Genomic DNA, 22346 nt, shown 5'->3' on the forward strand with positions numbered 1-22346 from the left:
CGTGAGTATCAAGCTTCAAGTTGAAGACCTGCACAAAAGCTATGGCAGCCACGAAGTGCTGAAAGGCGTGTCGCTGACAGCCCATGGCGGGGACGTGATCAGCATCATCGGTTCCAGCGGATCGGGCAAGAGCACCTTCCTGCGTTGCATCAATATGCTGGAACGGCCGCATGCCGGCCGGATCACGGTGGCTGGCGAGGAAATGAAGCTGGTGACGGCCAAGGACGGCATGTTCAAGGCCGCCGACGAACGCCAATTGCAGATGATGCGCGCCAAGCTGGCCATGGTGTTCCAGCATTTCAATCTGTGGGCACACATGACAGTGCTGCAGAACATCATCGAGGCCCCTGTCAATGTGCTGGGGGTTAGCCGGACCGAGGCGGTGGAGCGGGCACGCAAATACCTGGATAAGGTCGGCCTGAAGAACGTGGAAGACAAATACCCGGCCCATATGTCGGGCGGACAGCAGCAGCGCGTGGCCATAGCCCGTGCGCTGGCTGTAGAGCCGGAGGTCATGCTGTTCGACGAACCGACTTCGGCGCTAGACCCTGAGTTGGTGGGTGAGGTGTTGCGCGTGATGAAGTCGCTGGCTGAGGAAGGCCGCACCATGGTGGTGGTGACACATGAAATGGCCTTTGCCCGTGAGGTCTCCAACCATGTGATTTTCCTGCATCAGGGGCGCATAGAAGAACAGGGGAATCCCAAGGAGGTGCTGGTCAACCCGACCAGCGAGCGCCTCAAGCAGTTCCTGTCGGGCAGCCTCAAGTAGCCCTCCATGTTTGACTATGCCGATAAGCCCGCCACGCAGACATTGAGTGTGCTGCTGCTGCCCGGCTTCTCGGCCAGCGAGCTGGGCCTGCTGCTCGATTGCAGTGGCGAGATCAACCGCCTCACCGGTAGTGTGCTGTATCAGGTCAGGCTGTTGTCGCAGGATGGCAATCCAGTGATGTCGCGACACGGCCGCCTGCAGCCGGTGGACGCGGTGTTTGATCCGGCACAGCCGCTTGCCGTGCTGTTTGTGGCGGCATCCGACCTACCCAAGCCATTGAATATGACCGACCCTGTGGTCAGCGGCCTGGCCCAGCTTGGGCGCCAGCGCTGCCTGCTGGGGGCATGGCATGCAGGCGCGTTCTGGCTGGCGGCGGCGGGCTTGCTCAATGGTTGCAGGGCGACCCTGCATTGGTCGCTGCTGGAGGTGTTTTCTGAGCGCTACCCGCAAGTCGTGGCCTCGACTGCCTTGTTCGAGGTGGACCGTGATCGCGCCACCTGTGGTGGCGGTGTGGCGGTGGTCGATCTGTTTCTGCACCTGGCCGCACGGCAGCACGGCGCCGATCTGATGGCATCGGTGGCAGAGAACCTGCTGCTGGAGCGTATTCGCGGCCGTGATGACCGGCAGCGCATACCGTTGAAAAACCGGGTGGGCAGCAATCAGCCCAAGCTGGTGCAGGCCGTCATGCTGATGGAGGCCAATCTGGAAGAGCCCCTGACGACGGATGAGATTGCCCAGCATGTCTGTGTTTCGCGGCGGCAGCTGGAGCGCCTGTTCAAGCAGCACCTCGACAGCGTGCCATCGCAGTATTACCTGGAACTGCGACTTAACCGGGCCCGCCAGATGCTGCGGCAAACCGCCAAATCCATCATTCAGATAGGCCTGAGTTGCGGTTTTTCCAGCGGCCCGCATTTTTCCAGCGCCTACCGTAATCATTTTGATACCACCCCGCGCGAGGATAGGCAGCGCGGTACGGTAAAGAGTGAGTCGCAAGATACGCCCAGCAGCCCATAATGGGCCTGAACCCATTACGAAGATGTCGCAATACCGGAATCCACGCCGCTGCGACTTCCCTAGAATGACTCCCATATCCGCAAAAGCCTGAAAGGATGCTCCCGTGAGCCAAACCGTTAGCCGTGCCGATTTCGACCAGTTCATGGTGCCTAACTACGCACCTGCCGATTACATACCCGTGCGTGGCGAAGGGGCTCGCCTGTGGGATCAGCAAGGGCGTGAGTATGTGGACTTTGCTGGCGGCATTGCAGTGAACGCGCTGGGCCATGCTCACCCGGCATTGGTGAAGGCGCTGACCGAGCAGGCCCAAAAGCTCTGGCATGTCTCCAACACCCTGACCAACGAGCCGGCCTTGCGCCTGGCCGGCAAGCTGGTGGAGGCGACCTTTGCCGACCGGGTGTTCTTCTGCAACTCTGGCGCTGAAGCCAACGAGGCCGCGTTCAAGTTGGCGCGTAAGTGGGCGATCGATACGGCGGGTGCCGACAAGCACGAGATCATTTCGACCACCAATTCCTTCCATGGCCGGACTTTCTTTACCGTGACCGTGGGTGGCCAACCCAAGTACTCCGATGGCTTTGGTCCTCGTCCCCAGGGCGTGACCCACATACCCTACAACGACTTGGCTGCACTCAAGGCCGCCATCTCTGACAAGACTGCTGCGGTGGTGATCGAGCCCATACAGGGCGAGGGTGGTGTATTGCCGGCGACTGCCGACTATCTCAAGGGTGTGCGTGAACTGTGCGATCAGCACAAGGCGCTGCTGGTCTTTGATGAAGTACAAACGGGTGTGGGCCGTAGCGGCTCGCTCTATGCCTATATGGAATACGGTGTCACGCCCGATATCCTGACCTCGGCCAAATCTCTCGGTGGCGGTTTCCCTATCGGTGCGATGCTCACCACCGAGGCGGTAGCCCAGCATTTTGCCGTGGGTACCCATGGGTCCACCTATGGTGGCAATCCGCTGGCCTGTGCGGTGGCAGAGGCGGTGATTGATGTGGTCAACACCCCGGAAGTGCTGGCCGGCATCCGTGCCAAGCATGAGCGCTTTGTCAGCCGCCTGACGGCCATAGGCGACAAGACCGGGGTCTTCCAGCAGGTGCGTGGCATGGGCTTGCTGATTGGTGCGGTGCTGGCCGAACCCTATAAGGGCCGCGCCAAGGATTTCATGACGGCAGCCGCCAAGGCCGGCGTGATGGTGCTGCAAGCCGGGCCGGATGTAGTGCGCTTTGCACCCAGCCTGGTGATTGCCGACACCGATATCGATGAGGGCCTTGACCGCTTTGAGCAGGCGGTAAACGAGATTGCAGGGCGCTAACGCATCATAACGACAGGAAGCGGCCCGCACGCCCAAGGCTCAGGTGATGCTTGTGGGGAGCCGCTTTCAACCAAGCGCGGCTGACTAAGCTGTACCAGTGTTGTCGCTCTAACCCAGCGACGGCGCTGTTGCGCACACCAGACCAGCGCCGCGATGCGGAGTTTGTTGGCAGTTCCAGATGAGGAGACCGTAGGGTGCTAGTGCTTCGTTCCAGCCGATTGGCCGATTTGCCCGGTGTTGAGCTGCTTGCCCAGGAAAGCCCGGTAGGGGTGACCTCGCTGCCGGCCAATCGTGATGCACTCTATCGTCGTATCCAGGCATCCATGGACTCCATGGCGGCTGATGTGGGTTTCCATGGCGAGGAAAGCTATCTCTTCGTGCTGGAGGATACCGACAGCAAGGCCTTGGTCGGCGTCTCCGGCCTGGTGGCATCGGCTGGTTTCAGCGAGCCGTTCTACAGCTATCGGAACGAGACCCTCATCCACGCGTCACCCGGCCTAGGCATACACAACAAGATACACGCACTGTCGCTATGCCATGACCTGACGGGCAATACGCTGCTGACGGGCTTTTACTGCCGCGATGAGCTGGACTTCAGCCGCTGGAGCGATCTGCTCTCACGGGGACGCTTGCTGTTCCTGGCGCAATGGCCGGCGCGGTTTGCCGAGGGCGTGGTCTCGGAGATGCTGGGGGTGAACCGGCCCGATGGCACCAGCCCATTCTGGGATTCGGTAGGACAGGTGTTCTTTGGTATCGGCTACCAGGATGCCGAGTTCTACTGTGGTGTGAAGGGACGTAAATTCATTGCCGAGCTGATGCCGCAGCATCCCATCTACGTGCCTTTGCTCAGTGACGAGGCACAGACTGCCATGGGGCAGGTCAGCACGGACTCGGAAGTGCCTTTCGATGTACTGCTGCGCGAAGGCTTCGAGACCGAAAACTATATCGATATTTTTGACGGTGGCCCGACGCTGCATGCCCGCACGTCCAGCATACGCACGGTGGCACAGAGTCGGCTGGCGCAGGCCAGGACCGGCGCCGGTGGCAGTACGCCCTTCCTGGTGGCCACCACTCGCCTGGAGGATTTCCGCGCCACGGTTGCCGAGGCTGAACTGGCGGGTGACGAAATCAGGCTGCCTTTGGCAGTGATGACGGCCCTGGCACTGCAAGATGGAGAGACGGTGCGCATCGCGCCGCTGTGAGGATACAGACTATGCTGGTACGTTCCATACGCCGTGAAGACCTTGCGGCACTGATGCAGCTGGCACGCAGCACCGGGGTGGGGGTAACGACACTGCCGGTCAATGAAGAGCGGCTTACCCGCCGTATAGACAGCTCCTTGCAGGCCATTGCTGGCGAGCCGGACCCGGCGGAGTCGAGCTTTGTGTTCGTGCTGGAAGACGATACGGCGCAAGGCCATGTGGCTGGGATCTGCGGTATTGAAGGCGCCGTGGGCGGCAATGAGCCCTGGTACAACTATCGTGTCGGCTTGTCGGTACACAGCTCGCGGGAAATCGGTGTGTATCGCAAGCTCGATACCCTGTTTCTGACCAATGACCTGACTGGCGCGGCTGAGCTGTGTTCTTTGTTCCTGCAGTCGGAATACCGGCGTGACAACAACGGCAGCTTGCTGTCAAAGAGCCGTTTTCTGTTTATGGCCGAGTTCCCCGAGCGGTTCAATCCGCGCGTGATTGCGGAGATGCGGGGTGTGTCGGACGAGGGCGGACGATCACCGTTCTGGGAGAGCCTGGGACGGCATTTCTTCAAGATGGATTTCTCGGAAGCGGACTATCTGACCGGCATAGGCCAGAAGTCCTTTATCGCCGAGCTGATGCCACAACATCCGGTCTATACCGCTTTTCTGAGCGAGGAGGCACGTGCCGTCATCGGCAAGGTGCACGACAACACCCGGCCAGCCCTGGCCATGCTGGAAGGCGAGGGCTTCCGCTATAACGGATATGTGGACATCTTCGACGCCGGCCCGACTATCGAGTCCGCACTGGGCGATATCCGCGCCGTGCGTGATAGCCAGATACTGACGGCCAAGCCGGAAGACGAGACCCGTGGCCGCAACTGGTTGATATCCAACAGGCAACTGGGCGACTTCCGGGTGTGCCTGGCGCAGACCGAGCCCACGCCAGCGGGCCTGCCGCTGACCCGCGAAGTGATAGCGCGTTTAGGTATAGAACCGGGGGCGAGCGTACGCGCCGTGCCCTTGTCCAGCAAGCAGTGAGCCTAGGGATGCATACGATAGCGCTTTGCTGGTGGGAACACCTGAGCCAGGAGCAGCGCCAAGCTGTAGCCGAACTGCGTATCAGCGAGGCGCAGGTCGAGTTTTGCGGCGCCGTGGAGAAGGCGATAGCCCTATGCCAGGAGACAGACCCTGAGCTGTTGCGCGGTGTGGCCTTCCTGTTTGAGGGCAGGGTAGTTGGCTTCTGCCTGGTACGGCGCGGCGCCATGGCAGCTCCCTGGGTACCGGCCGATGCAGTCGCCATTACCGGCTTGAGAATGGACATGCGTGTGCAGGGGCGGGGGCTGGGCCGACAAGCGCTGCTGGCCTTGCCGGCATGCGTGCTTGCTGTCTGGCCCGAGACGGCCAGGCTGGTACTGAGTGTCGACGAGCATAACCCGGCTGGGATTGCTGCCTATGAACGGGCCGGATGGGTGGATGATGGCCCGCGCTACCAGGGCAGGATAGGCATGGAGCGCCGGATGACGAAATGGCTTGATGCCATGACCAAAGACAGAGAACAGGATGAACACCATGACGCAGCAATTCATTGATGGCCATTGGGTGGGTGGCGAGGGGCAGGCGCTGTCATCGAAAAACCCTGTCAGCCAGGCACCCGTGTGGCAGGGTCAGGCCGCTACGGCTGAGCAGGTGGACATTGCTGTCAAATCGGCACGGGCTGCTTTTCCCCGCTGGCGCCAGCTGGGTTTTGCCCAGCGGGAAGCGATTGTGCGGCGGTTTGCCGAGCTGCTGAACGAAAACAAGGCGGCACTGGCAGACGCCATCGGCCTCGAGACCGGTAAGCCGCGCTGGGAGGCGTTGACCGAAGTGCAGACCATGATAGGCAAGGTCGATATTTCGGTGAAGAGCTACCACGAACGTACTGGCGTGAAGGAAAGCACCATGGGTGATGCCCAGGCGGTGCTGCGGCATCGGCCACACGGGGTGGTGGCCGTGTTCGGGCCGTATAACTTCCCTGGCCACCTGCCCAATGGCCATATTGTGCCGGCCTTGCTGGCGGGCAATGCTGTGCTGTTCAAGCCATCGGAGCTGGCCCCTATGGTGGCGCAGCAGACGGTCGCCTTGTGGGAAAAGGCAGGCTTGCCGGCTGGGGTACTGCAATTGCTGCAGGGTGCCAAGGATACCGGCGTGGCACTGGCTGGTCACGCGGGCATCGATGGCCTGTTCTTTACCGGTTCCAGCAATACCGGCCACTACCTGCACAAGCAGTTTGCCGGCCAACCCGGCAAGATCCTGGCATTGGAGATGGGCGGCAATAACCCGCTGATTGTGGCGCAGGTCGGCAATATCGATGCCGCCGTTTTCCAGACTATACAGTCGGCCTTTATCTCAGCCGGGCAGCGATGTACCTGCGCACGGCGATTGATTGTGCCCCGCAGCGCCGAGGGCGATGCTTTCCTGGCGCGACTGGTGGATGTGGCGGCCAGGCTCAAGGTCGGCCGCTGGGATGATGCCGAGGAGCCCTTTATGGGGGCGGTGATCTCGCTGGCGGCGGCGGACCATCTGCTACAGGCGCAGGAGGCCCTGCTGGCACGCGGCGGCAAGGCCTTGCTGCAGATGCGCCGGCTTGAAGCCGGCACAGCCTTGCTGTCGGCTGGCATCATCGATGTGTCTGAGGTGAGCGACCTGGGTGATGAAGAGCATTTCGGCCCCTTGCTCAAGGTACAACGCTACCAGCACTTTGACGAGGCTATCGCATTGGCCAACGCCACCCGCTACGGCTTGGCAGCGGGGCTGCTGTCCGACAGCAAGGCCTTGTACGAGCAGTTCTGGCAAGAGAGCCGGGCCGGCATCGTCAACTGGAACAAGCAGCTGACAGGGGCTTCCAGCGCAGCGCCGTTTGGTGGAGTGGGGGCCAGTGGCAATCACCGGGCTAGCGCCTACTATGCGGCCGACTATTGCAGCTATCCGGTGGCCGGGTTGGAAACGCCAGACTTGGTGTTGCCAGCCAGCCTGCCTGTTGGCATGAGCATGTAAGTCATGCGGATTGCCATGGCTAAGGGCTTGAGCCTGCGCGACTGGCAGCAGCAGGATGTACCGCTCTGGCGCGGCTGGATGCAGCCGGGACATGCCTGGAAGCGCCTGGACGGGCCGTACTACCCGCTGCCGGATGCGGCTGCCTTGGCTGCCAGTGAGGCTAGACTGGTGCAGCGCATAGCCATGGGTACCTGGCCCCCGGTGAGGGAAGGCATGGTGATAGCCGATGCCGATGACCAGTTTATCGGTGAGGTAAGCCGTTATTGGCAAAGCGAAGAGTCGCACTGGCTGAGCGTGGGCTTGGTCCTGTACGACCCGGCGCACTGGGGCCAGGGCCTGGGCCAGATTGCCTTGCAAGGTTGGTGCAGCTATCTATTTGCAGCCATGCCGGTGCTGGCAAGGCTGGACTTGCGAACCTGGTCGGGTAACGAGGGCATGATGCGGCTTGCGACCAAGGTAGGGTTTGTGGAAGAGGCACGATTCCGGCGTGCCCGCGTGGTGGATGGCCAGTATTACGATGGCATGGCCTACGGCGTGCTACGCGAGGAATGGATGCAGCGCTACCCTGATGGTGGGGCGATGGCACAGACTGACAGGGCTGTTGCAGCCTGAATGAACACAAGGACAGAGCAATGAGCGCATTTGAAGCGAACTTTGATGGCCTGGTCGGCCCCACCCACAACTACGCCGGTCTCTCTTACGGCAACGTGGCCTCCACCGGCAACCAGAACGTGACGGCCAATCCCAAGGTGGCGGCCAAGCAGGGCTTGGCCAAGATGAAAGCCTTGCACGACGCCGGTTTCAAGCAAGGCGTGCTGGCGCCGCACGAGCGGCCCAGCGTGGCCACACTGCGTTTGCTGGGTTTCGCCGGCAGCGATGCGCAGGTGATAGCCCATGCCGCCAAGGAGGCGCCTGCTATTCTGGCAGCCTGCTCGTCGGCGTCCACCATGTGGACAGCCAATGCGGCGACAGTATCGCCCAGCGCCGATACGGCCGATGGACGGGTGCACTTCACCCCGGCCAATCTGAACAACAAGTTTCACCGTGCCATTGAACACCCGACCACTGGGCGCATCCTGCAGGCCATGTTCCGTGATGAGCGGCATTTTGCCCACCATCCTGCCTTGCCGGCACAGATGCATTTTGGTGATGAGGGCGCGGCCAACCACACCCGTTTTTGTGCCGAGTACGATAAGCCCGGCGTGGAGTTCTTTGTATTTGGTCAGGCAGCCTTCGACAGCCGCTATCCCAAGCCGGCGCGCTTTCCCGCACGCCAGACGCTAGAGGCCAGTCAGGCCATTGCCCGTCTGCATGGCCTCAAACCGGAACAGGTGGTATATGCCCAGCAGGATCCCGAGACCATAGACAAGGGTGTATTCCACAATGACGTCATCTCGGTGGGCAATGGCAATGTGCTGTTCCACCATGAGAAGTCCTTTCTGGATCAAGCTGCCGTTCTGGATGAGTTGAGCCGCAAGCTGGCCGCTGTGGGTGGTCAGTTCATAGGCATAGAAGTGCCGGAGTCGGAAGTCTCGGTGGAGGAGGCGGTCAAATCCTACCTCTTCAACAGCCAGTTGCTGAGCAAGGCCGATGGCAAGCTGATCATTGTGGTGCCAGAGGAATCGCGCAATATCGAGCGAGTCTGGCACTACCTCAGCAAACTGACCCAAAGCGGTGGCCCCATCGATGAGGTGAAGGTGTTCGATCTCAAGCAGTCCATGCAGAATGGCGGCGGCCCGGCCTGTCTGCGCTTGCGCGTTGCCATGAGCGACAGGGAGCTGGCTGCTGTCAACCCCGCCGTGCTGATGAACGACACGCTGTTTACCACGCTCAATCACTGGGTGGACAAACACTACCGAGACCGCCTGGGGGCCGAGGATCTGGCGGACCCGCAATTGCTGCTGGAGTGCCGCACTGCGCTGGACGAGCTGACCCAGATATTGCAACTGGGTTCGGTCTATCCCTTCCAACTGGGCTAGAGGCGGGCGGATGGACTACCTTGCCGATCTGCTTGCTGGCCGCGTACCTCAACTGCCTGCCAGCCTGGCCCAGGGCGCCAGGCTGAGTCTGCTGGGCGAGGGCCTGTTAGCGATAGAGCCTGCTGCGCCGGCGTTTGACGTATTGATCTCCAGCGGCATACACGGGAACGAGACGGCCCCCGTCGAATTGATGGCCAAACTGCTGCAAGCCTTGCTGGATGGACAATTGCTGGCGCAGGCACGGCTGCTGTTTGCCTTTGGTAATCCGGAGGCTATGCGGCGCAATGAGCGCTATCTCGACGACGACCTGAACCGGCTGTTTGGTAAGCCTGCCAGCGTGACCGGGCAGGGGCCGGCCGCTTGCAGAGCACGCGAGCTTGAAGGGGTTTGCCGCGATTTCTTTGCGGGCTCGGCCGATCGCTGGAAGCTGCATTACGATCTGCATACGGCCATCCGTGGTTCCAGGATAGAGAAGTTCGCCATCTATCCGTATCCGCACGAGCAGGCCTTTGATGCCACCGAGATTGCCCGCCTGGGCGCCTGCGGCATTGAAGCTGTCTTGCTGCAATCGGCAGCCTCGCCGACCTTCAGCTACTACACCCGGCGTCACTGCGGCGCCCATGGCTTTACGCTGGAACTGGGCAAGGCCAGGCCCTTCGGGCAAAACGCCTGTGTCAACCTGGATAGGCTGGAAGCCGAGCTTAGGCGTTTGATCCAAGGCCAGCGGCTGGATCATTGTGGCGGTGATGGGCAACCGGCCTTGTTCAAGGTGGCGCGCGAAGTCGTCAAGCACAGCGATGACTTTGCGCTGCACCTGGAAGATGCAGTGGAGAACTTCACCGAATTGGCACCGGGCTATGTGCTGGCTGAGGACGGCGACTATCGCTTTGTGGTGGAAGAGCAGGGCGCACGCATTGTATTCCCCAATCGCAAGGTCAAGAACGGCTTGCGTGCTGGCCTGCTGGTCGTGCCGGCGGTCTTGCCTTAGAGCCTGTTCAACGTCTTTTCGCCGTAGAAAAAACCGTGAACAGGCTCTTTGCTGCAGCCAGCCAAGCCAAAGCGACTTGGGTAGTAGCGCTTACTCGTCCCTACGCTTGCTGGCAGCGTTCAAGATGCCGCGCCAGATGTCCACTTCCAGCTTCTCCAGCTGTATCCGGCCAAACATGCGGCGCAGCCGGGGCATCAGGCGCTTGGGATTGTCTGGGTTGAGGAAGGATATCGTCACCAGGGTCTGTTCCAGGTGGGTGTAAAAGCGCTCGATATCATCGTGGCTGGCCAGCTCAGGTTTTTCTTCCAAATGACTGATGTCGTCGTCTACCGCGCAGCGTAGCTCGTATGCCAGTATTTGTACTGCCTGTGCCAGATTGAGCGAGGAATAGTCGGGGTTGGTGGGGATGGTGACCAGGCGGTTGCACATGCGCACTTCATCGTTGCTGAGGCCCGACATCTCGGTGCCGAACACCAGCGCGACTTCTTCGCCCATGGCGGCGCGTTCCAGCACGACTGACGCGATCTGCCGTGGTGTATGCCGGGGGACACTCAATTCATGCACCCGTGGGCAAGTCGCCACCGTCTGGGTGCAGCCGGCCAGGGCTTCCTCCAGGCTGCTGCAGACGATGGCTCGATCAAGTATGTCGTCGGCCCGCGAGGCCAGTGTGACCGCTTCGTCATCGGGGAAGCGTTTGGGGTTGACCAGGTAGAGGCGGCTCAGGCCCATGGTTTTCATGGCGCGGGCGACGCTGCCGATATTGCGGGGCAAGCTGGTGTGCGAGAGCACGACGCGTACGCGATCCAGGTGCGAGATTTCCGGTTTATTCATTGTCTGACTTCGCGTAGAATTACGAATGAAAGCGGCGTCGATTCTGATCGGCGCCGTTTATATTTGATCTTTGCTTCCTGCCGCATCGTGTGCCTGTTGCCAACGCCCGTTGGCCGCGTGGTCTATTGTTCCTCGGTGGGAAGTCTATTACCGTTGCCCAAGGAATTGCCATGCACCCGATGCTCAACACGGCCATCAAGGCCGCACGCCGCGCCGCTTCCGTCATACAGCGCGCCTCCAACAACCTCGACGTACTGCGTGTAGAGCGCAAAGAGCACAACAGCTTCGTGACCGAGGTGGATCGTGCCGCCGAGAAGGCCATCGTCGAGACCTTGCTGGAAGCGTACCCCAAGCACGCCATTCTAGCGGAAGAGAGCGGCGCACATGGCGAGAACGAGTACACCTGGATCATCGATCCATTGGATGGCACCACCAATTTCCTGCACGGCGTGCCGCAATACTGCATCTCCATCGCGCTGGAGCATCGTGGCCAGATCAGCCAGGCTGTGATTTACGACCCCAACCGTAACGACCTGTTTACGGCTACCCGTGGTGCAGGGGCTTTCCTGAATGACCGTCGTATCCGGGTGTCCAAGACCCGCGAAATGGCGGATGCCCTGATTTGCACCGGCTTCCCTTATTCGGATTTCTCCAAGCTTGATGCTTATATGCAGCAGTTCCGTGATGTGGTGCAGAAGTCGGCCGGCGTGCGCCGTCCAGGCGCTGCGGCGCTGGATCTGGCCTATATCGCCTGCGGCCGCTACGATGCCTTCTGGGAGCTGGGCCTGTCGCCCTGGGATATCGCCGCCGGCAGCCTGCTGGTGCTGGAGGCCGGTGGCTTGATCACCGATCTGAGCGGAGAGGCTGGATTCATGGAAAGTGGCAATGTGGTGGCCGGCACCCCCAAGGTGTTCGCACAATTGCTGCAGACACTGCAAGCCTGATCACCACGCTTGCCGCAGAACGCCACTGTATCCCGGTGGCGTTTTTTATGGTCGTTTCATCGTGCGGCCTTAGCCTTGTCGGCCTGCGGCAAGCGAAACTGCCAGGATAGGGGCCAGAGTTAGCACCAAACCAGCGTCTCGCCTCTATAATCGCAAGCCCGGCCAATCTAGGCCGGGCTTTGCCATTCTGAAATGCCCTGTCCATGTCGAATACGCCTGCCCACACTCCCATGATGCAACAGTACCTGGCGCTGAAGGCTCAGCACCCGGACAAGCTGATGTTCTACCGCATGGGCGATTTCTACGAGCTGTTCTTTGACGATGCGGTCAAGGCCGCGCGCCTGCTGGACATTACGCTGACATCGCGGGGGCAGACAGCCGGGATACCCATCAAGATGGCGGGCATACCCTACCACGCGGCGGAGCAATACCTGGCCAGGCTGGTGAAACTGGGCGAGTCGGTGGCGATTTGCGAGCAGTTTGGCGACCCGGCTACCAGCAAGGGGCCGGTAGAACGCAGGGTGGTACGTATAGTCACGCCCGGCACCCTGACGGATGCAGCCTTGCTGGACGACAAGCGTGACAACCTGTTGCTGGCGGTGAATGCCATCAAGGGGCGCCTGGGCCTGGCTTGGTTGTCGTTGGCATCGGGTGAGTTCCGTCTGATGGAGTCGGCCGTCGATGCATTGCCCAGTGAACTGGAGCGGCTCAAGCCGGCAGAGGTGCTGCTGCCCGATGACCTGCACCTGGAGTTTCCGGCTGCTGCGGGTTACGCGGTAAAGCGCATCGCCAATTGGCAGTTTGATGTCGAGACTGCAGCGCGCAATCTGGCGCGGCAGTTCCAGACCCAGGATTTGAGCGGTTATGGCATAGACGAGCCCGGGGTGGCGGTGGGGAGTGCAGGGGCATTGCTGGAATACGCCCGCCAGACCCAGTGCGGCGCCTTGCCCCATGTAACCGGGCTGGTGCTGGAACAGTTAGGCCAGTATCTGGCGCTGGATGCGGCGACCCGGCGCAATCTGGAACTGACCGAGACCATCCGGGGCGAGCCCGCGCCTACCCTGTACTCCTTGCTGGATGTGTGCGCCACCTCCATGGGTAGCCGCTTGCTGCGGCATTGGCTGCACCACCCCTTGCGCAATCAGGCCAAGGTTGGCCGGCGCCGGGATGCGGTAGGGGCCTTGACGCAATCGCACCTGCTGACCGACTTGCGCGAGCGTCTTGCGGGCATACACGATATCGAGCGGATATCGGCGCGGGTGGCCTTGCGCTCGGCCAGACCGCGCGATTTTTCCAGCCTGCGCGATAGCTTGCTGGCCTTGCCGGCACTGTTACCGCTGTTGCCGTCCGACCCCTTGCTGGAGGAACTGGGCCGGCAGTTGCACGCGCCGGCAGAGGCGGTCGATCTGCTGCGCCGTGCGGTGATGGATGAGCCCTCTGTCGTGATACGTGACGGTGGCGTGATACGCGCGGGCTTTCATGCCGAACTGGACGAGTTGCGTGCCCTGCAGACCAATCATGGCGATTTCCTGCTGGCGCTGGAGACCCGCGAGCGGGAACGTACCGGTATTCCCAACCTCAAGGTGGAGTACAACCGGGTACATGGTTTCTACATAGAAGTCACCAACGCCCATGGCGATAAGATTCCGGATGACTATCGCCGCCGCCAGACCCTGAAGAACGCCGAACGCTACATTACGCCGGAGCTGAAAACCTTCGAGGACAAGGCCCTGTCGGCGCAGGAGCGTTCCCTGGCGCTGGAGAAGGCGTTGTACGAAGGCTTGCTGGATGCCATGGCGCCATTTGTGCCGTCCCTGCAGCTCCTGGCGCAGGCGGTGGCGGGGCTCGATGTGCTGGCTTCGCTGGCTGAGCGGGCCAAGCTGTTTGATTGGGTGGCGCCATCATTCCGCGAAGAAACCGTACTGCAGATCGAAGCGGGCCGTCATCCAGTGGTGGAACAGCAGTTGCGCGACACCACGGGTGATGCCTTCATCGCCAACGATCTGCGCTTTGATGCCAGCCGCAAGCTGCTGCTGATTACCGGCCCCAATATGGGCGGTAAGTCGACCTATATGCGGCAGGCTGCCCTGATTGTGCTGATGGCCCACATCGGTAGCTTTGTGCCTGCCAAGTCAGCCACCATAGGCAGGCTGGATCGCATCTTTACCCGCATAGGTGCAAGCGATGACCTGGCCGGCGGGCGTTCCACCTTTATGGTGGAGATGACCGAGACGGCGAATATCCTGAACAATGCCGGTGACCATGCGCTGGTATTGATGGATGAAGTGGGCCGAGGCACATCGACTTTCGATGGTCTTGCGCTGGCTTGGGCCATTGCCCGTGCGTTGATAGAAAAGAACCGCAGCTACACGCTGTTTGCCACCCATTATTTTGAACTGACCCGTTTGGCGCTTGATTACCAGCAGGTGGCGAATGTGCACCTGGATGCGGTGGAACATAAGGACAAGATTGTTTTTCTGCACAGTGTGGAAGAGGGGCCTGCCAGCCAGAGCTACGGCTTGCAAGTCGCCCAACTTGCCGGTGTCCCGCGCGAGACGATCAGGCAGGCCAAGCGCTACCTGACCGAGCTGGAAAACCAGCGCGTCAGCCATGGTGGCCAAGGTGACCTGTTTTCCATGCCGGTGGCACTGGAGGCGGAACCAGAGCCACACCCGCTGGTCATTCAACTTGCCGCTATCGACCCGGATGAGCTCAGTCCACGGGCTGCCCATGACATGCTGTATGAATTGATACGGCAAGCACGGGCGGATTGAAAAAATCAATCATTAGCGTCTTGCACGACGTCTATAACTCTGTGGAACTCAGGTTTAGTACTGCTAGCAAGGCTAGGCGTGCGCAGCAGGCAGTATGTGGGTAAGGCAAGCTAGCGCAACAACACAGGAAGGGTGTTGTTAGCGGCCCCAGCCACAACATGGCGTAGCTCACGGCAACGCCACACCCTTTTCGCTGGGCCTTGTTGGCGGCAGGACGGCCGATAGCGGGGCTCTGCTGACATTAATATTTTATATTTGGGAGAAGCAATCGAATGGTAGCGTTGAAGGACAACCGGCTGGACGAAGGTCTGGCCCGCATCTTTGGCATTGCGACTGATCAGGCTGGCGTCCAGCTGGAAGCCATACGCAGCAAGGCAGCCGCCAATCTGGCCGCTTACGGCAAGCTGATTGCCGAGATGTTCGACAAGCAGTCAGTTCCGGTTCCTCCCCCGGTGCATCTGCAATGGTGGCATGAAGGCAGCCGTATCCAGGTAGTGGGCTCCCATCCCGATCGAGAGCGTATTGAGGTGTTGCTCAATGGCGATGGCGAGATGGTGGAGGAGTTCAAGGAGCTTGAGCTACTGCATGAGATAGTCCGCAATACCGAGCTGGCAGGCGAGGGTACAACCCAGGGCCAGCATTTCAATATCGGTATTACCAGCACCGGTCCGCTGGCTTTTTACACCGAGTAGCCATCTGCAATACAAACGGGTACAGCTGTAAAAGCTTGTTTAAGGTGGGCCGTCCACCATATGCCCTTGGCACCCAGCAAAAGCCGATCCCTCGTGAGAAAGGGTCGGCTTTTGCATTATCCAGTTACGGCTCAGGCAGGTGCAGTTAGCTCATGTTGCAAGGCAGCCAGGCGGTGCCGGCGCTGCCAGAACGGCGAGCCTGCCCAGCGCTGCTCTGCGCTGTACCAGTAGGCCAGGTGCTGCTGATAAGCCTGCATGATGCGTGCTACTTCAGCCGCATAGCCTTGACAGGCAGTGAGATCGCCAGCAAGGCTGCGGTCGCAGGCCTCGGCTGCGGCCAGGCCGGTATAGAGTGCGTTGAACAAGCCTTGCGACGACAATGGATCGAAGCTGAGCGCCGCGTCACCCGCTGCAAACCAGCCCCTGCCGGCCGCTGGCATGGTAAGGGCAGAGTGGGCAGCCGTGAGCGCTGGCCCGGTGTTCGCCACAAAGCCGCTGCTGCATAGCAAGGCACCCAACTCTGGCAGCCCGGCCGCAGTAGTGGCCAGCCAGCCGGGCGTTCGCATCAGGCGGGCAGCGGGTAGGTCGGCATCGGTATGGAAAGCCAGCACCCGCTGGCGATGGGGGAGGGCGGCGCTGTACCACCATCCATCCTCGCAGGCTTCTATGCGTGACAGGCCATCAGCAGGTGCATGTTCATCGTGACCATGCACCCAGCCGCAGACCAGCCTATCTTGCTGTAGGCGGGAGGCGCCCAGCTTGCGTGCCAGGGTAGCCGCACGACCACCTGCGTCGATTACCATGCGGGCATGTACATGGCAGGGGCCATGGTGGCCTTGCAAAGCCAGTTGCCAGCCATCGGCCACACCTATGGCGGCTTCGACCTGCGCTGGCGCTAGCAGCACTGCGCCACGCTGTACTGCATGCTGCCTTAACCAGCGCTCAAACCGTGCTCGGTCCAGGTGCCAACCGTGCCCGTCCAGGTCGCGCAGAAAGTCCTGCTCGGCGGCCGTCCCGCCCCAGACAGATCGATTGCCATGACAGGGGGTGTGGCCCTGCAGGAGGAAATCCTCCCACAGGCCCATATCGCCCAACAGCCGCCGGGAGGCTGGCGGCAGCGATTCGCCGATGCGGCGCTGCGGCTGCACCTGACGGTCTAGCAGCAATACCCTGTGATGGGGCGCCAGATTGAGCGCGGCACAGGCACCGGCTGGGCCTGCACCTTGTATCAGTACGTCGAACTGCTGCATGCTCAATTGCGATGTCGGCTGGCAATACGCTGTACCTTCTCCACCACGCTTAGGTCCACGTCCTCGAATGTCTCTGCCGCTGGGGTACCCATCAGCAGCCTCTCGGCGACGATGTGCGGTGGTAGTTGCTCCACTTCCAGGGTGTGGGGAAAGCCCGCACCATCGCGTGGCCCTTCACGCACTTCAACGATGCCCATCTGGGCGATATCGGCGATCATGTTATTGATCTGATCCTCGTAGCTGACATTGCCCAAGGGCCGTATCCAGGCCGCGCGGCGGGCAAAGGCACTCATCCGCTCATCCAGCGGCTGGCTTTCATCCATCACGATATGGTAGGCCTGCTGGCTCATGACCTGATTGGGTACCCTGGCTGGCCAGAAGGTGGGCAGGTAAGGGTCATAGCTCTTCTGGTAGCCGGAGCGACAACTGGCGGTGTCGGTCTGCCACGGGACAGCCATCCAACGGCTCACGCCGCCGGCTATCTGCGCACCACAGGGGCCGGAGATATTGTCAGGGGTCAGCACCGCACCGTAGTCGGGCTCTATCCAGCCAGGTGGCCGATGCGCCAGTCGGAAGGGCGACATATACATGCTGGTCTGGCGCATGGGCCAGGTCATCTCGCAGCCAGGGTGAAAGGCGTCAGCCAGGCAGAATTCCATGGCGGCCTGTATCAGCATGTCCGGTTGCTGGGCCAGTGGGGCGTCCTCAATACGTTGCGGTGGCACGGCGTTCGGGTCGTAGTCGGCAATGAATTCGCCAGCGGCCCAAAGGCGCAGATGCGCCAGTTGCAGATCACTGAGTGCCGCATTCTGGCGGGGTGTTTCGGCCGGGGGGACGCTCATGGCATCACCATACAGCCAGGGCCAAGGTGTGGGTGCCCAGGCATCACGCTTGAACTGGCGGAACTCGTTGAACAGAGTCAGGCGCCATTCCTTCAGGTTGTCGCTGGGGTTGGCCAGCTTGCGCATCCAGCCCTGATCGCTGAACGGTGTGCTGCCACCCCAGCCAAAAGCAGCGGCAAAGCCGGCGTTGACCCACTGCAGGCGCGACAGGCGCTCGAAGATGGGGCGAATATCCTGCTGGAACGAAGGCTGTACCGGCGCCTTCAGGCTGCCTTTGGCGACGAACAGGTCGCGCATCAGGTCCCACATGGTCCGAACCGACTTCTGCTGTGGGGCATAGTTGGGTGGCGCGACCACCACCCAGGCTGGGTCAACGGGGATGTCGCGTCCCTGGTAACGCACGCTGGCGGTGACCGGGCCGTCCGCCACATCATCGTGCCAGCCCTCGTTGTTGGCGAAGGTGATGGCACGTGCCCCATTCCAGGAGGCCGACTTGCCATGGCCGCCCAGTACCAGCAAGCGGCCTTGCGGGTCGGTTCTGAGTTCACCGAGGTAAACCGGTGTACCCATGAACTTGCCGCTGTCGAAGGCGTAGCCGGCGCCATGCTGGTCGCGTCCAACGATCTTGCGTTGGCCAGGGGTAATGCTCAGCGTGGCACGGTCTGCCACGGCCATATTACGCAAGAAGGAAGGCGGCGCCGTGGCGGCCTCGGGAATATCCAGCGCTATCTGGAACTGATACCAGGCTGCCTTGGTATTGGCCAGGGTGGCGGCCCACTGTACTTCGGCATTGTCCGCATTCAGTTCAGCAACCACTTCGCCAGCCGCATTAAAGCCATAGACGCGGAAGCGGGCCGCCTCGCGCTTGATAGCGCCACTGGCATCGCGATAGAAGCCGGGTGCCTGCGGTGCCGGCTCGGGCACCTCTGGGCCAATGTAATAGGCTTCCTGGCTGTTGCCGACCCGGGCAATGCCAATGGCGGGATAGATGGCGGCCTTGACGATATGGTTATCGCCCGACGGGGAACCGGTTTGCATGCTTTCTCCTCCTGTTTGCTTTGTATATGTGCCCCTCTTTGCCTGTCTGGTTAAACAGGTTCAAGTCAGGGGCCACGCCTAGCCAGCTTAGTGCAGGCCAAACGGGGCAACATCATTCAAACGGGGGAGGAGGGCGGCGGCAGCTATCTATTGCAGCTAGCCGGCAGCCGGGCAAGGGCCGCCGGCATGCCTAGCGCCGTTTCTTCTTGCTGCTTTTCTTCTTGGCTTTCTTGACGGGTTTCTTGGATTTCTTCTTGCTGGGCGTGACTTCACGGCCTTCGCTCATCAGCTTTTGCAGCTGCGGGGTACGCTCGGCCACGCTCTCCTGGGTTACGCGCCGCGCGCCGTTATAGCGCTTGGCCCAGTAGGCGTCGGTCAGTCTCACCACCTGCACCTTGCTGCCAGAGGAAGGCGAGTGGATAAAGCGATCATCCCCCAGGTAGATGCCGACATGGGAGAACTTGCGGCCCAGAGTATTGAAGAACACCAGGTCACCTGGCTTGAGTTCTTCCTTTTCCACATCATTGCCCAGACGGCTGATGGCAAAGGCGTTGTGGGGCAGTGCAATATTCATTGCCTGCTGGAATACATACTTGATGAATCCACTGCAATCGAGCCCGCTTTCGGGCGTATTGCCGCCCCAGCGGTAGGTCACGCCAATCAAACCCAAGGCTTGCAACATGATGTCCTGGGCAAAGCGGTTGCCATCTTCGGCTTCGCTGGCGGTCTGGACTTCATCCTCGGGTTTGTCGGCTGTGTATTCCCTGGGCGAGGCTAGCGCCAGGCAGGCCAGCGGCAATAGCAGCAGGTGTCGGAACTTGAACGTCATGCCGGCACTCTTGGTAAAGGGTTATCGGTAAAGCGCGCCATGATGCCGAATTCCGGCTGCGGGCGTCCAGCCCCTGGGAATTCTGGCAACCTGTACAAGGCGAGCGCGAAATAGTTGCTGACAGGCCTTACAATCCAGCCATGCTACGCGAAACTATCAGCCTGATGCGCGACCTGCCGCGCATACGTGAAATCATCGGCGTGTTGGCCAGACACGGTTTTGGCGATTTGGTTCGCCGTCTCAATGTGCAACGTACCTTCGAGCGGGCCGGCGAATCGCTTGATCTGCCTGAAGAGGAAGTACGTAACGAGCAGGATGCGCCGGTGCGCGCACGCCGTGCATTGGAGGAACTGGGGCCGACCTTCATCAAGCTGGGGCAGGTCATGGCGACACGGGTGGATGTGTTTCCGCCTGATTGGATAGCCGAGTTCGAGCAACTGCAGTCGAATGTCCCGGCCACCCCGTTTGCCGAACTGGAGGCGGAGCTGGAACGGGTATGGGGTGCGCCGCCACGCGAGATGTTTGTCGAACTGGACGAGACGCCCATAGGCTCGGCTTCCATCGCCCAGGTTCACCGCGCCAGGTTGCCGGATGGCCGCGAAGTCATCCTGAAGGTGCGCCGTCCGCATATTGTGGCCAAGATAGAGGCCGATCTGCGCGTGCTCCATCACCTGGCCAGCTTGGTGGAGTTCGAATTCCCCGATGCCCGGCAGTATCAGCCAGTACGCATTGTGGAGCAGTTCGCCAAGTCGTTGCGGCGAGAACTGGATCTGGCGCAGGAAGCCCACCACCACCGTCGCTTCGCCGAGAACTTTGCCAGCGACAAGCATATCGTCATCCCCGAGATTTTCTGGGACTACACCAACGAGATCGTCAACGTACAAGCCTATGTCGGTGGTGTGCCGGGCAATGAGCTGAGTCTCTTGGAGGCGGCTGGGCTGGATCGCAAGCTGCTGGCGCAGCGCGGGGCAGATGCTGTGCTCAAGATGGTCCTGATTGACGGCTATTTCCACGCCGATCCCCATCCCGGCAATGTGATCTACCTCCCCGACAATCGTATTGCCTTCATCGACTTCGGCATGGTGGGGCGCCTGCCTGCACCCCGGCGTGATGAAATTGTCGACCTGCTGGCAGCCCTGGCCGCCAGGGACGAGCGCGGCATACTGAATGTGCTGCTGGACTGGACCGCCGATATCGCGGTGGATGAGGAGAAGCTGGCGGCGGACTTGGCCGAGTTCATGTTCAACTACGAGAACCTGGCGCTGAAGGACATCCGCTTCGGCCAGTTGCTCAATGATGTGATCGCCATCATGCGTGAGCACACCATTACGCTGCCGGCAGACCTGACCTTGCTGTTCAAGGCGCTGATCACGCTGGAGGGCCTGGGACGACAACTGGACCCGGAATTCCAGATGGTGCCTCACCTGACGCCCTTTGTGCGCCAGGTGCTGCTCAACCGCTATTCTCCCAAGGCGCTGGTCAAGAAAGGCCGGCGCAACCTGTGGGAAATGCTGACGCTGGCAGGCGGCATACCGCGCGATCTCTCACGCCTTGTCAAAGCTGCCCGGCGCGGTAAGCTCAAGATCGATCTTGATCTCAAGCGGCTGGACCAGTTTGGCGCGCAGATAGACCGTGCCGCCAATCGGTTGACATTGGGCATTGTTACCGGCTGCCTGATCATAGGATCCAGCATCGTTATGACCGTACCGGCAGGGCCACGCCTCTTCGGCCTGCCGGCATTTGGCTTCATTGGCTTCCTGATTGCCTTCCTCAACAGTATCTGGCTGATCTGGTCGATCTGGCGCGCAGGCAAGCGTAGCTAATCAGTACACCCGTCGCGCCAGGTTGAATTTGTGCACGATGGTGGAAGCCAGCTCCTCGATCGACTTGCTGGTGGTGTTGAGATGGGGAATGCCGGCGGCACGATAGATGGCTTCGGCTTCGGCAACCTCGTAGCGGCAGTTGTCGATGGACGCATAGCGGCTGTCCGGCTTGCGCTCGGCGCGTATCTGCGACAGGCGCTCTGGCACGATGGTCAGGCCAAACAGCTTGTGTTTGCTAGGCAGCAGGGCCTTGGGCAGGCCAGGCTGGCCGAAATCGTCTGGGGTCAGCGGATAGTTGGCAGCCTTGATGCCGTATTGCAGGGCCAGATAGAGACAGGTTGGGGTCTTGCCTGAGCGCGAAACCCCTACCAGTACGATGTCGGCGCTATCCAGGTCAGACGGCTTGATGCCATCGTCGTGCGCCAGCGCATAGTTCACGGCCTCGATGCGGGCATTGTATTCGTGGAAGTTCTCTATGCTGTGGCTCTTGCCCACGGTGTGCGACGATTCCTTGCCCAACTCCGCTTCCAGCGGCTCGATAAAGGCCTCGAAGAAGTCCACCACATGGGCTTCCGGGATATGGATGATGTCGCGGATGTCGTTCTTCACGAAGGTGGAGAACACCAGCGGCCTAGCGCCGTCGTTGATGCCGGTCTGGCGTATGCGCTCCGCTACCAGTTCGGCTTTTTCGTGGGTGTCAACAAAGGGCAGGGTGACGCGCTTGAATTCTATTCCCTCGAACTGGGTAATCAGGCTGTGGCCCAGCATCTCGGCAGTGATGCCAGTGCGGTCGGAGACGAAGAAGACGGTGCGGTGGGCTGACATGGCTTGGGTATCCGGTTTCGGTATCACGTAAGGATGACAGGCTACACTGGTGTGCAGGGGCTGGCTGATGCAGCCATGTTGCCACAGCGCAGGCCAGGGCTGCGAGGGGTTGCGAGGCTGCAACATCAGGGAAAACGGCCTTTTTTCGGTCTATAGCCTGTAATGCCGGGTGTGCGACTACATTTTTGTGATACAAGCCTGACCG

Annotated in this window: 19 protein-coding genes; 14 read left to right on the forward strand and 5 right to left on the reverse strand. The window is 60.8% G+C overall.

Annotated features, from left to right (window positions below; translation table 11 throughout):
• Position 1 precedes the first annotated feature (1 nt).
• From V7714_RS05075 to astE, 10 genes are all read left to right on the forward strand, one after another.
• Positions 2-769 carry an ABC transporter ATP-binding protein gene (locus tag V7714_RS05075; protein ID WP_284196243.1) on the forward strand — a complete coding sequence of 256 codons (768 nt, stop codon included), beginning with the start codon at positions 2-4 and terminating at the stop codon, positions 767-769.
• 6 nt (positions 770-775) lie between these two features.
• Entirely contained in the window at positions 776-1783 is a 1008-nt protein-coding gene (locus tag V7714_RS05080; protein ID WP_335708737.1) for a GlxA family transcriptional regulator, read from the forward strand.
• A 103-nt stretch (positions 1784-1886) separates the two neighbouring features.
• On the forward strand, positions 1887-3098 hold the full coding sequence (locus V7714_RS05085) for an aspartate aminotransferase family protein (RefSeq protein WP_335708738.1): 1212 nt from the start codon (positions 1887-1889) through the stop codon (positions 3096-3098).
• 194 nt (positions 3099-3292) lie between these two features.
• On the forward strand, positions 3293-4300 hold the full coding sequence (locus V7714_RS05090) for an arginine N-succinyltransferase (protein WP_335708739.1): 1008 nt from the start codon (positions 3293-3295) through the stop codon (positions 4298-4300).
• Positions 4301-4311: 11 nt separating this feature from the next.
• Positions 4312-5331: an arginine N-succinyltransferase gene (gene astA / locus V7714_RS05095; protein ID WP_335708740.1), complete on the forward strand. Its 1020-nt coding sequence runs from the start codon at positions 4312-4314 to the stop codon at positions 5329-5331.
• Between the two features lie 8 nt (positions 5332-5339).
• Positions 5340-5882: a GNAT family N-acetyltransferase gene (locus tag V7714_RS05100; protein WP_335708741.1), complete on the forward strand. Its 543-nt coding sequence runs from the start codon at positions 5340-5342 to the stop codon at positions 5880-5882.
• The gene (astD, locus tag V7714_RS05105; RefSeq protein WP_335708742.1) at positions 5863-7326 is read left to right on the forward strand and encodes a succinylglutamate-semialdehyde dehydrogenase; all 1464 of its coding nucleotides are present in this window, start codon (positions 5863-5865) and stop codon (positions 7324-7326) included. The genes V7714_RS05100 and astD overlap by 20 nt, the downstream gene beginning before the upstream one ends.
• A gap of 3 nt (positions 7327-7329) precedes the next feature.
• Positions 7330-7938, forward strand: a complete 609-nt coding sequence (locus V7714_RS05110; RefSeq protein WP_335708743.1) for a GNAT family N-acetyltransferase — start codon at positions 7330-7332, stop codon at positions 7936-7938.
• A gap of 20 nt (positions 7939-7958) precedes the next feature.
• The gene (astB, locus tag V7714_RS05115) at positions 7959-9305 is read left to right on the forward strand and encodes an N-succinylarginine dihydrolase (protein WP_335708744.1); all 1347 of its coding nucleotides are present in this window, start codon (positions 7959-7961) and stop codon (positions 9303-9305) included.
• Positions 9306-9315: 10 nt separating this feature from the next.
• Positions 9316-10293 (forward strand): succinylglutamate desuccinylase, encoded by a 978-nt coding sequence (gene astE, locus V7714_RS05120; protein ID WP_335708745.1) that lies wholly within the window; start codon positions 9316-9318, stop codon positions 10291-10293.
• A 90-nt stretch (positions 10294-10383) separates the two neighbouring features.
• Here the strand turns inward: astE and V7714_RS05125 are convergent, their stop codons facing one another.
• A complete protein-coding gene (locus tag V7714_RS05125; RefSeq protein ID WP_335708746.1) occupies positions 10384-11124 on the reverse strand; it encodes an RNA methyltransferase in 741 nt (246 codons plus the stop codon).
• A gap of 170 nt (positions 11125-11294) precedes the next feature.
• Between V7714_RS05125 and V7714_RS05130 the strand changes: the two genes are divergently transcribed.
• The 3 genes from V7714_RS05130 to V7714_RS05140 all read left to right on the forward strand — a co-directional run bounded on the left by V7714_RS05130 (position 11295) and on the right by V7714_RS05140 (position 15534).
• Positions 11295-12068, forward strand: a complete 774-nt coding sequence (locus V7714_RS05130) for an inositol monophosphatase family protein (RefSeq protein WP_335708747.1) — start codon at positions 11295-11297, stop codon at positions 12066-12068.
• 230 nt (positions 12069-12298) lie between these two features.
• Positions 12299-14842, forward strand: a complete 2544-nt coding sequence (gene mutS, locus V7714_RS05135; RefSeq protein WP_335708748.1) for a DNA mismatch repair protein MutS — start codon at positions 12299-12301, stop codon at positions 14840-14842.
• A gap of 272 nt (positions 14843-15114) precedes the next feature.
• On the forward strand, positions 15115-15534 hold the full coding sequence (locus V7714_RS05140) for a hypothetical protein (protein WP_335708749.1): 420 nt from the start codon (positions 15115-15117) through the stop codon (positions 15532-15534).
• 131 nt (positions 15535-15665) lie between these two features.
• Here V7714_RS05140 and V7714_RS05145 read toward each other — a convergent pair whose 3' ends face one another.
• The 3 genes from V7714_RS05145 to V7714_RS05155 form a co-directional block, all read right to left on the reverse strand.
• Positions 15666-16784: a tryptophan 7-halogenase gene (locus V7714_RS05145; RefSeq protein WP_335708750.1), complete on the reverse strand. Its 1119-nt coding sequence runs from the start codon at positions 16782-16784 to the stop codon at positions 15666-15668.
• Positions 16785-16786: 2 nt separating this feature from the next.
• Positions 16787-18664, reverse strand: a complete 1878-nt coding sequence (locus V7714_RS05150) for a LodA/GoxA family CTQ-dependent oxidase (RefSeq protein ID WP_335708751.1) — start codon at positions 18662-18664, stop codon at positions 16787-16789.
• A 190-nt stretch (positions 18665-18854) separates the two neighbouring features.
• Complete coding sequence (locus tag V7714_RS05155) at positions 18855-19493, reverse strand: C40 family peptidase (RefSeq protein ID WP_335708752.1); 639 nt, start codon at positions 19491-19493, stop codon at positions 18855-18857.
• 140 nt (positions 19494-19633) lie between these two features.
• On the opposite strand from V7714_RS05155, the gene V7714_RS05160 reads away from it, so the two are divergent.
• Positions 19634-21316 carry an ABC1 kinase family protein gene (locus V7714_RS05160; protein WP_335708753.1) on the forward strand — a complete coding sequence of 561 codons (1683 nt, stop codon included), beginning with the start codon at positions 19634-19636 and terminating at the stop codon, positions 21314-21316.
• On the opposite strand, the gene ppsR is transcribed toward V7714_RS05160, so the two are convergent.
• Positions 21317-22141 carry a posphoenolpyruvate synthetase regulatory kinase/phosphorylase PpsR gene (gene ppsR / locus V7714_RS05165; RefSeq protein WP_284196225.1) on the reverse strand — a complete coding sequence of 275 codons (825 nt, stop codon included), beginning with the start codon at positions 22139-22141 and terminating at the stop codon, positions 21317-21319.
• Between the last annotated feature and the right edge of the window lie 205 nt (positions 22142-22346).

The sequence above is a fragment of the Chitinimonas sp. JJ19 genome, assembly GCF_036961565.1.
Classification (GTDB): Bacteria; Pseudomonadota; Gammaproteobacteria; order Burkholderiales; family Chitinimonadaceae; genus Chitinimonas.

What these genes read in the sequence shown, in the direction of transcription:
- V7714_RS05160 (WP_335708753.1), top strand. Translation starts at nt 19,634, where the DNA reads ATGCTACGCGAAACTATCAGCCTGATGCGCGACCTGCCGCGCATACGT.
- V7714_RS05125 (WP_335708746.1), bottom strand. Translation starts at nt 11,124, where the DNA reads ATGAATAAACCGGAAATCTCGCACCTGGATCGCGTACGCGTCGTGCTC.
- V7714_RS05080 (WP_335708737.1), top strand. Translation starts at nt 776, where the DNA reads ATGTTTGACTATGCCGATAAGCCCGCCACGCAGACATTGAGTGTGCTG.
- V7714_RS05155 (WP_335708752.1), bottom strand. Translation starts at nt 19,493, where the DNA reads ATGACGTTCAAGTTCCGACACCTGCTGCTATTGCCGCTGGCCTGCCTG.
- V7714_RS05145 (WP_335708750.1), bottom strand. Translation starts at nt 16,784, where the DNA reads ATGCAGCAGTTCGACGTACTGATACAAGGTGCAGGCCCAGCCGGTGCC.
- astB (WP_335708744.1), top strand. Translation starts at nt 7,959, where the DNA reads ATGAGCGCATTTGAAGCGAACTTTGATGGCCTGGTCGGCCCCACCCAC.
- ppsR (WP_284196225.1), bottom strand. Translation starts at nt 22,141, where the DNA reads ATGTCAGCCCACCGCACCGTCTTCTTCGTCTCCGACCGCACTGGCATC.
- astD (WP_335708742.1), top strand. Translation starts at nt 5,863, where the DNA reads ATGACGCAGCAATTCATTGATGGCCATTGGGTGGGTGGCGAGGGGCAG.
- V7714_RS05130 (WP_335708747.1), top strand. Translation starts at nt 11,295, where the DNA reads ATGCACCCGATGCTCAACACGGCCATCAAGGCCGCACGCCGCGCCGCT.
- V7714_RS05140 (WP_335708749.1), top strand. Translation starts at nt 15,115, where the DNA reads ATGGTAGCGTTGAAGGACAACCGGCTGGACGAAGGTCTGGCCCGCATC.
- astE (WP_335708745.1), top strand. Translation starts at nt 9,316, where the DNA reads ATGGACTACCTTGCCGATCTGCTTGCTGGCCGCGTACCTCAACTGCCT.
- V7714_RS05150 (WP_335708751.1), bottom strand. Translation starts at nt 18,664, where the DNA reads ATGCAAACCGGTTCCCCGTCGGGCGATAACCATATCGTCAAGGCCGCC.
- mutS (WP_335708748.1), top strand. Translation starts at nt 12,299, where the DNA reads ATGATGCAACAGTACCTGGCGCTGAAGGCTCAGCACCCGGACAAGCTG.
- astA (WP_335708740.1), top strand. Translation starts at nt 4,312, where the DNA reads ATGCTGGTACGTTCCATACGCCGTGAAGACCTTGCGGCACTGATGCAG.
- V7714_RS05100 (WP_335708741.1), top strand. Translation starts at nt 5,340, where the DNA reads ATGCATACGATAGCGCTTTGCTGGTGGGAACACCTGAGCCAGGAGCAG.
- V7714_RS05110 (WP_335708743.1), top strand. Translation starts at nt 7,330, where the DNA reads ATGCGGATTGCCATGGCTAAGGGCTTGAGCCTGCGCGACTGGCAGCAG.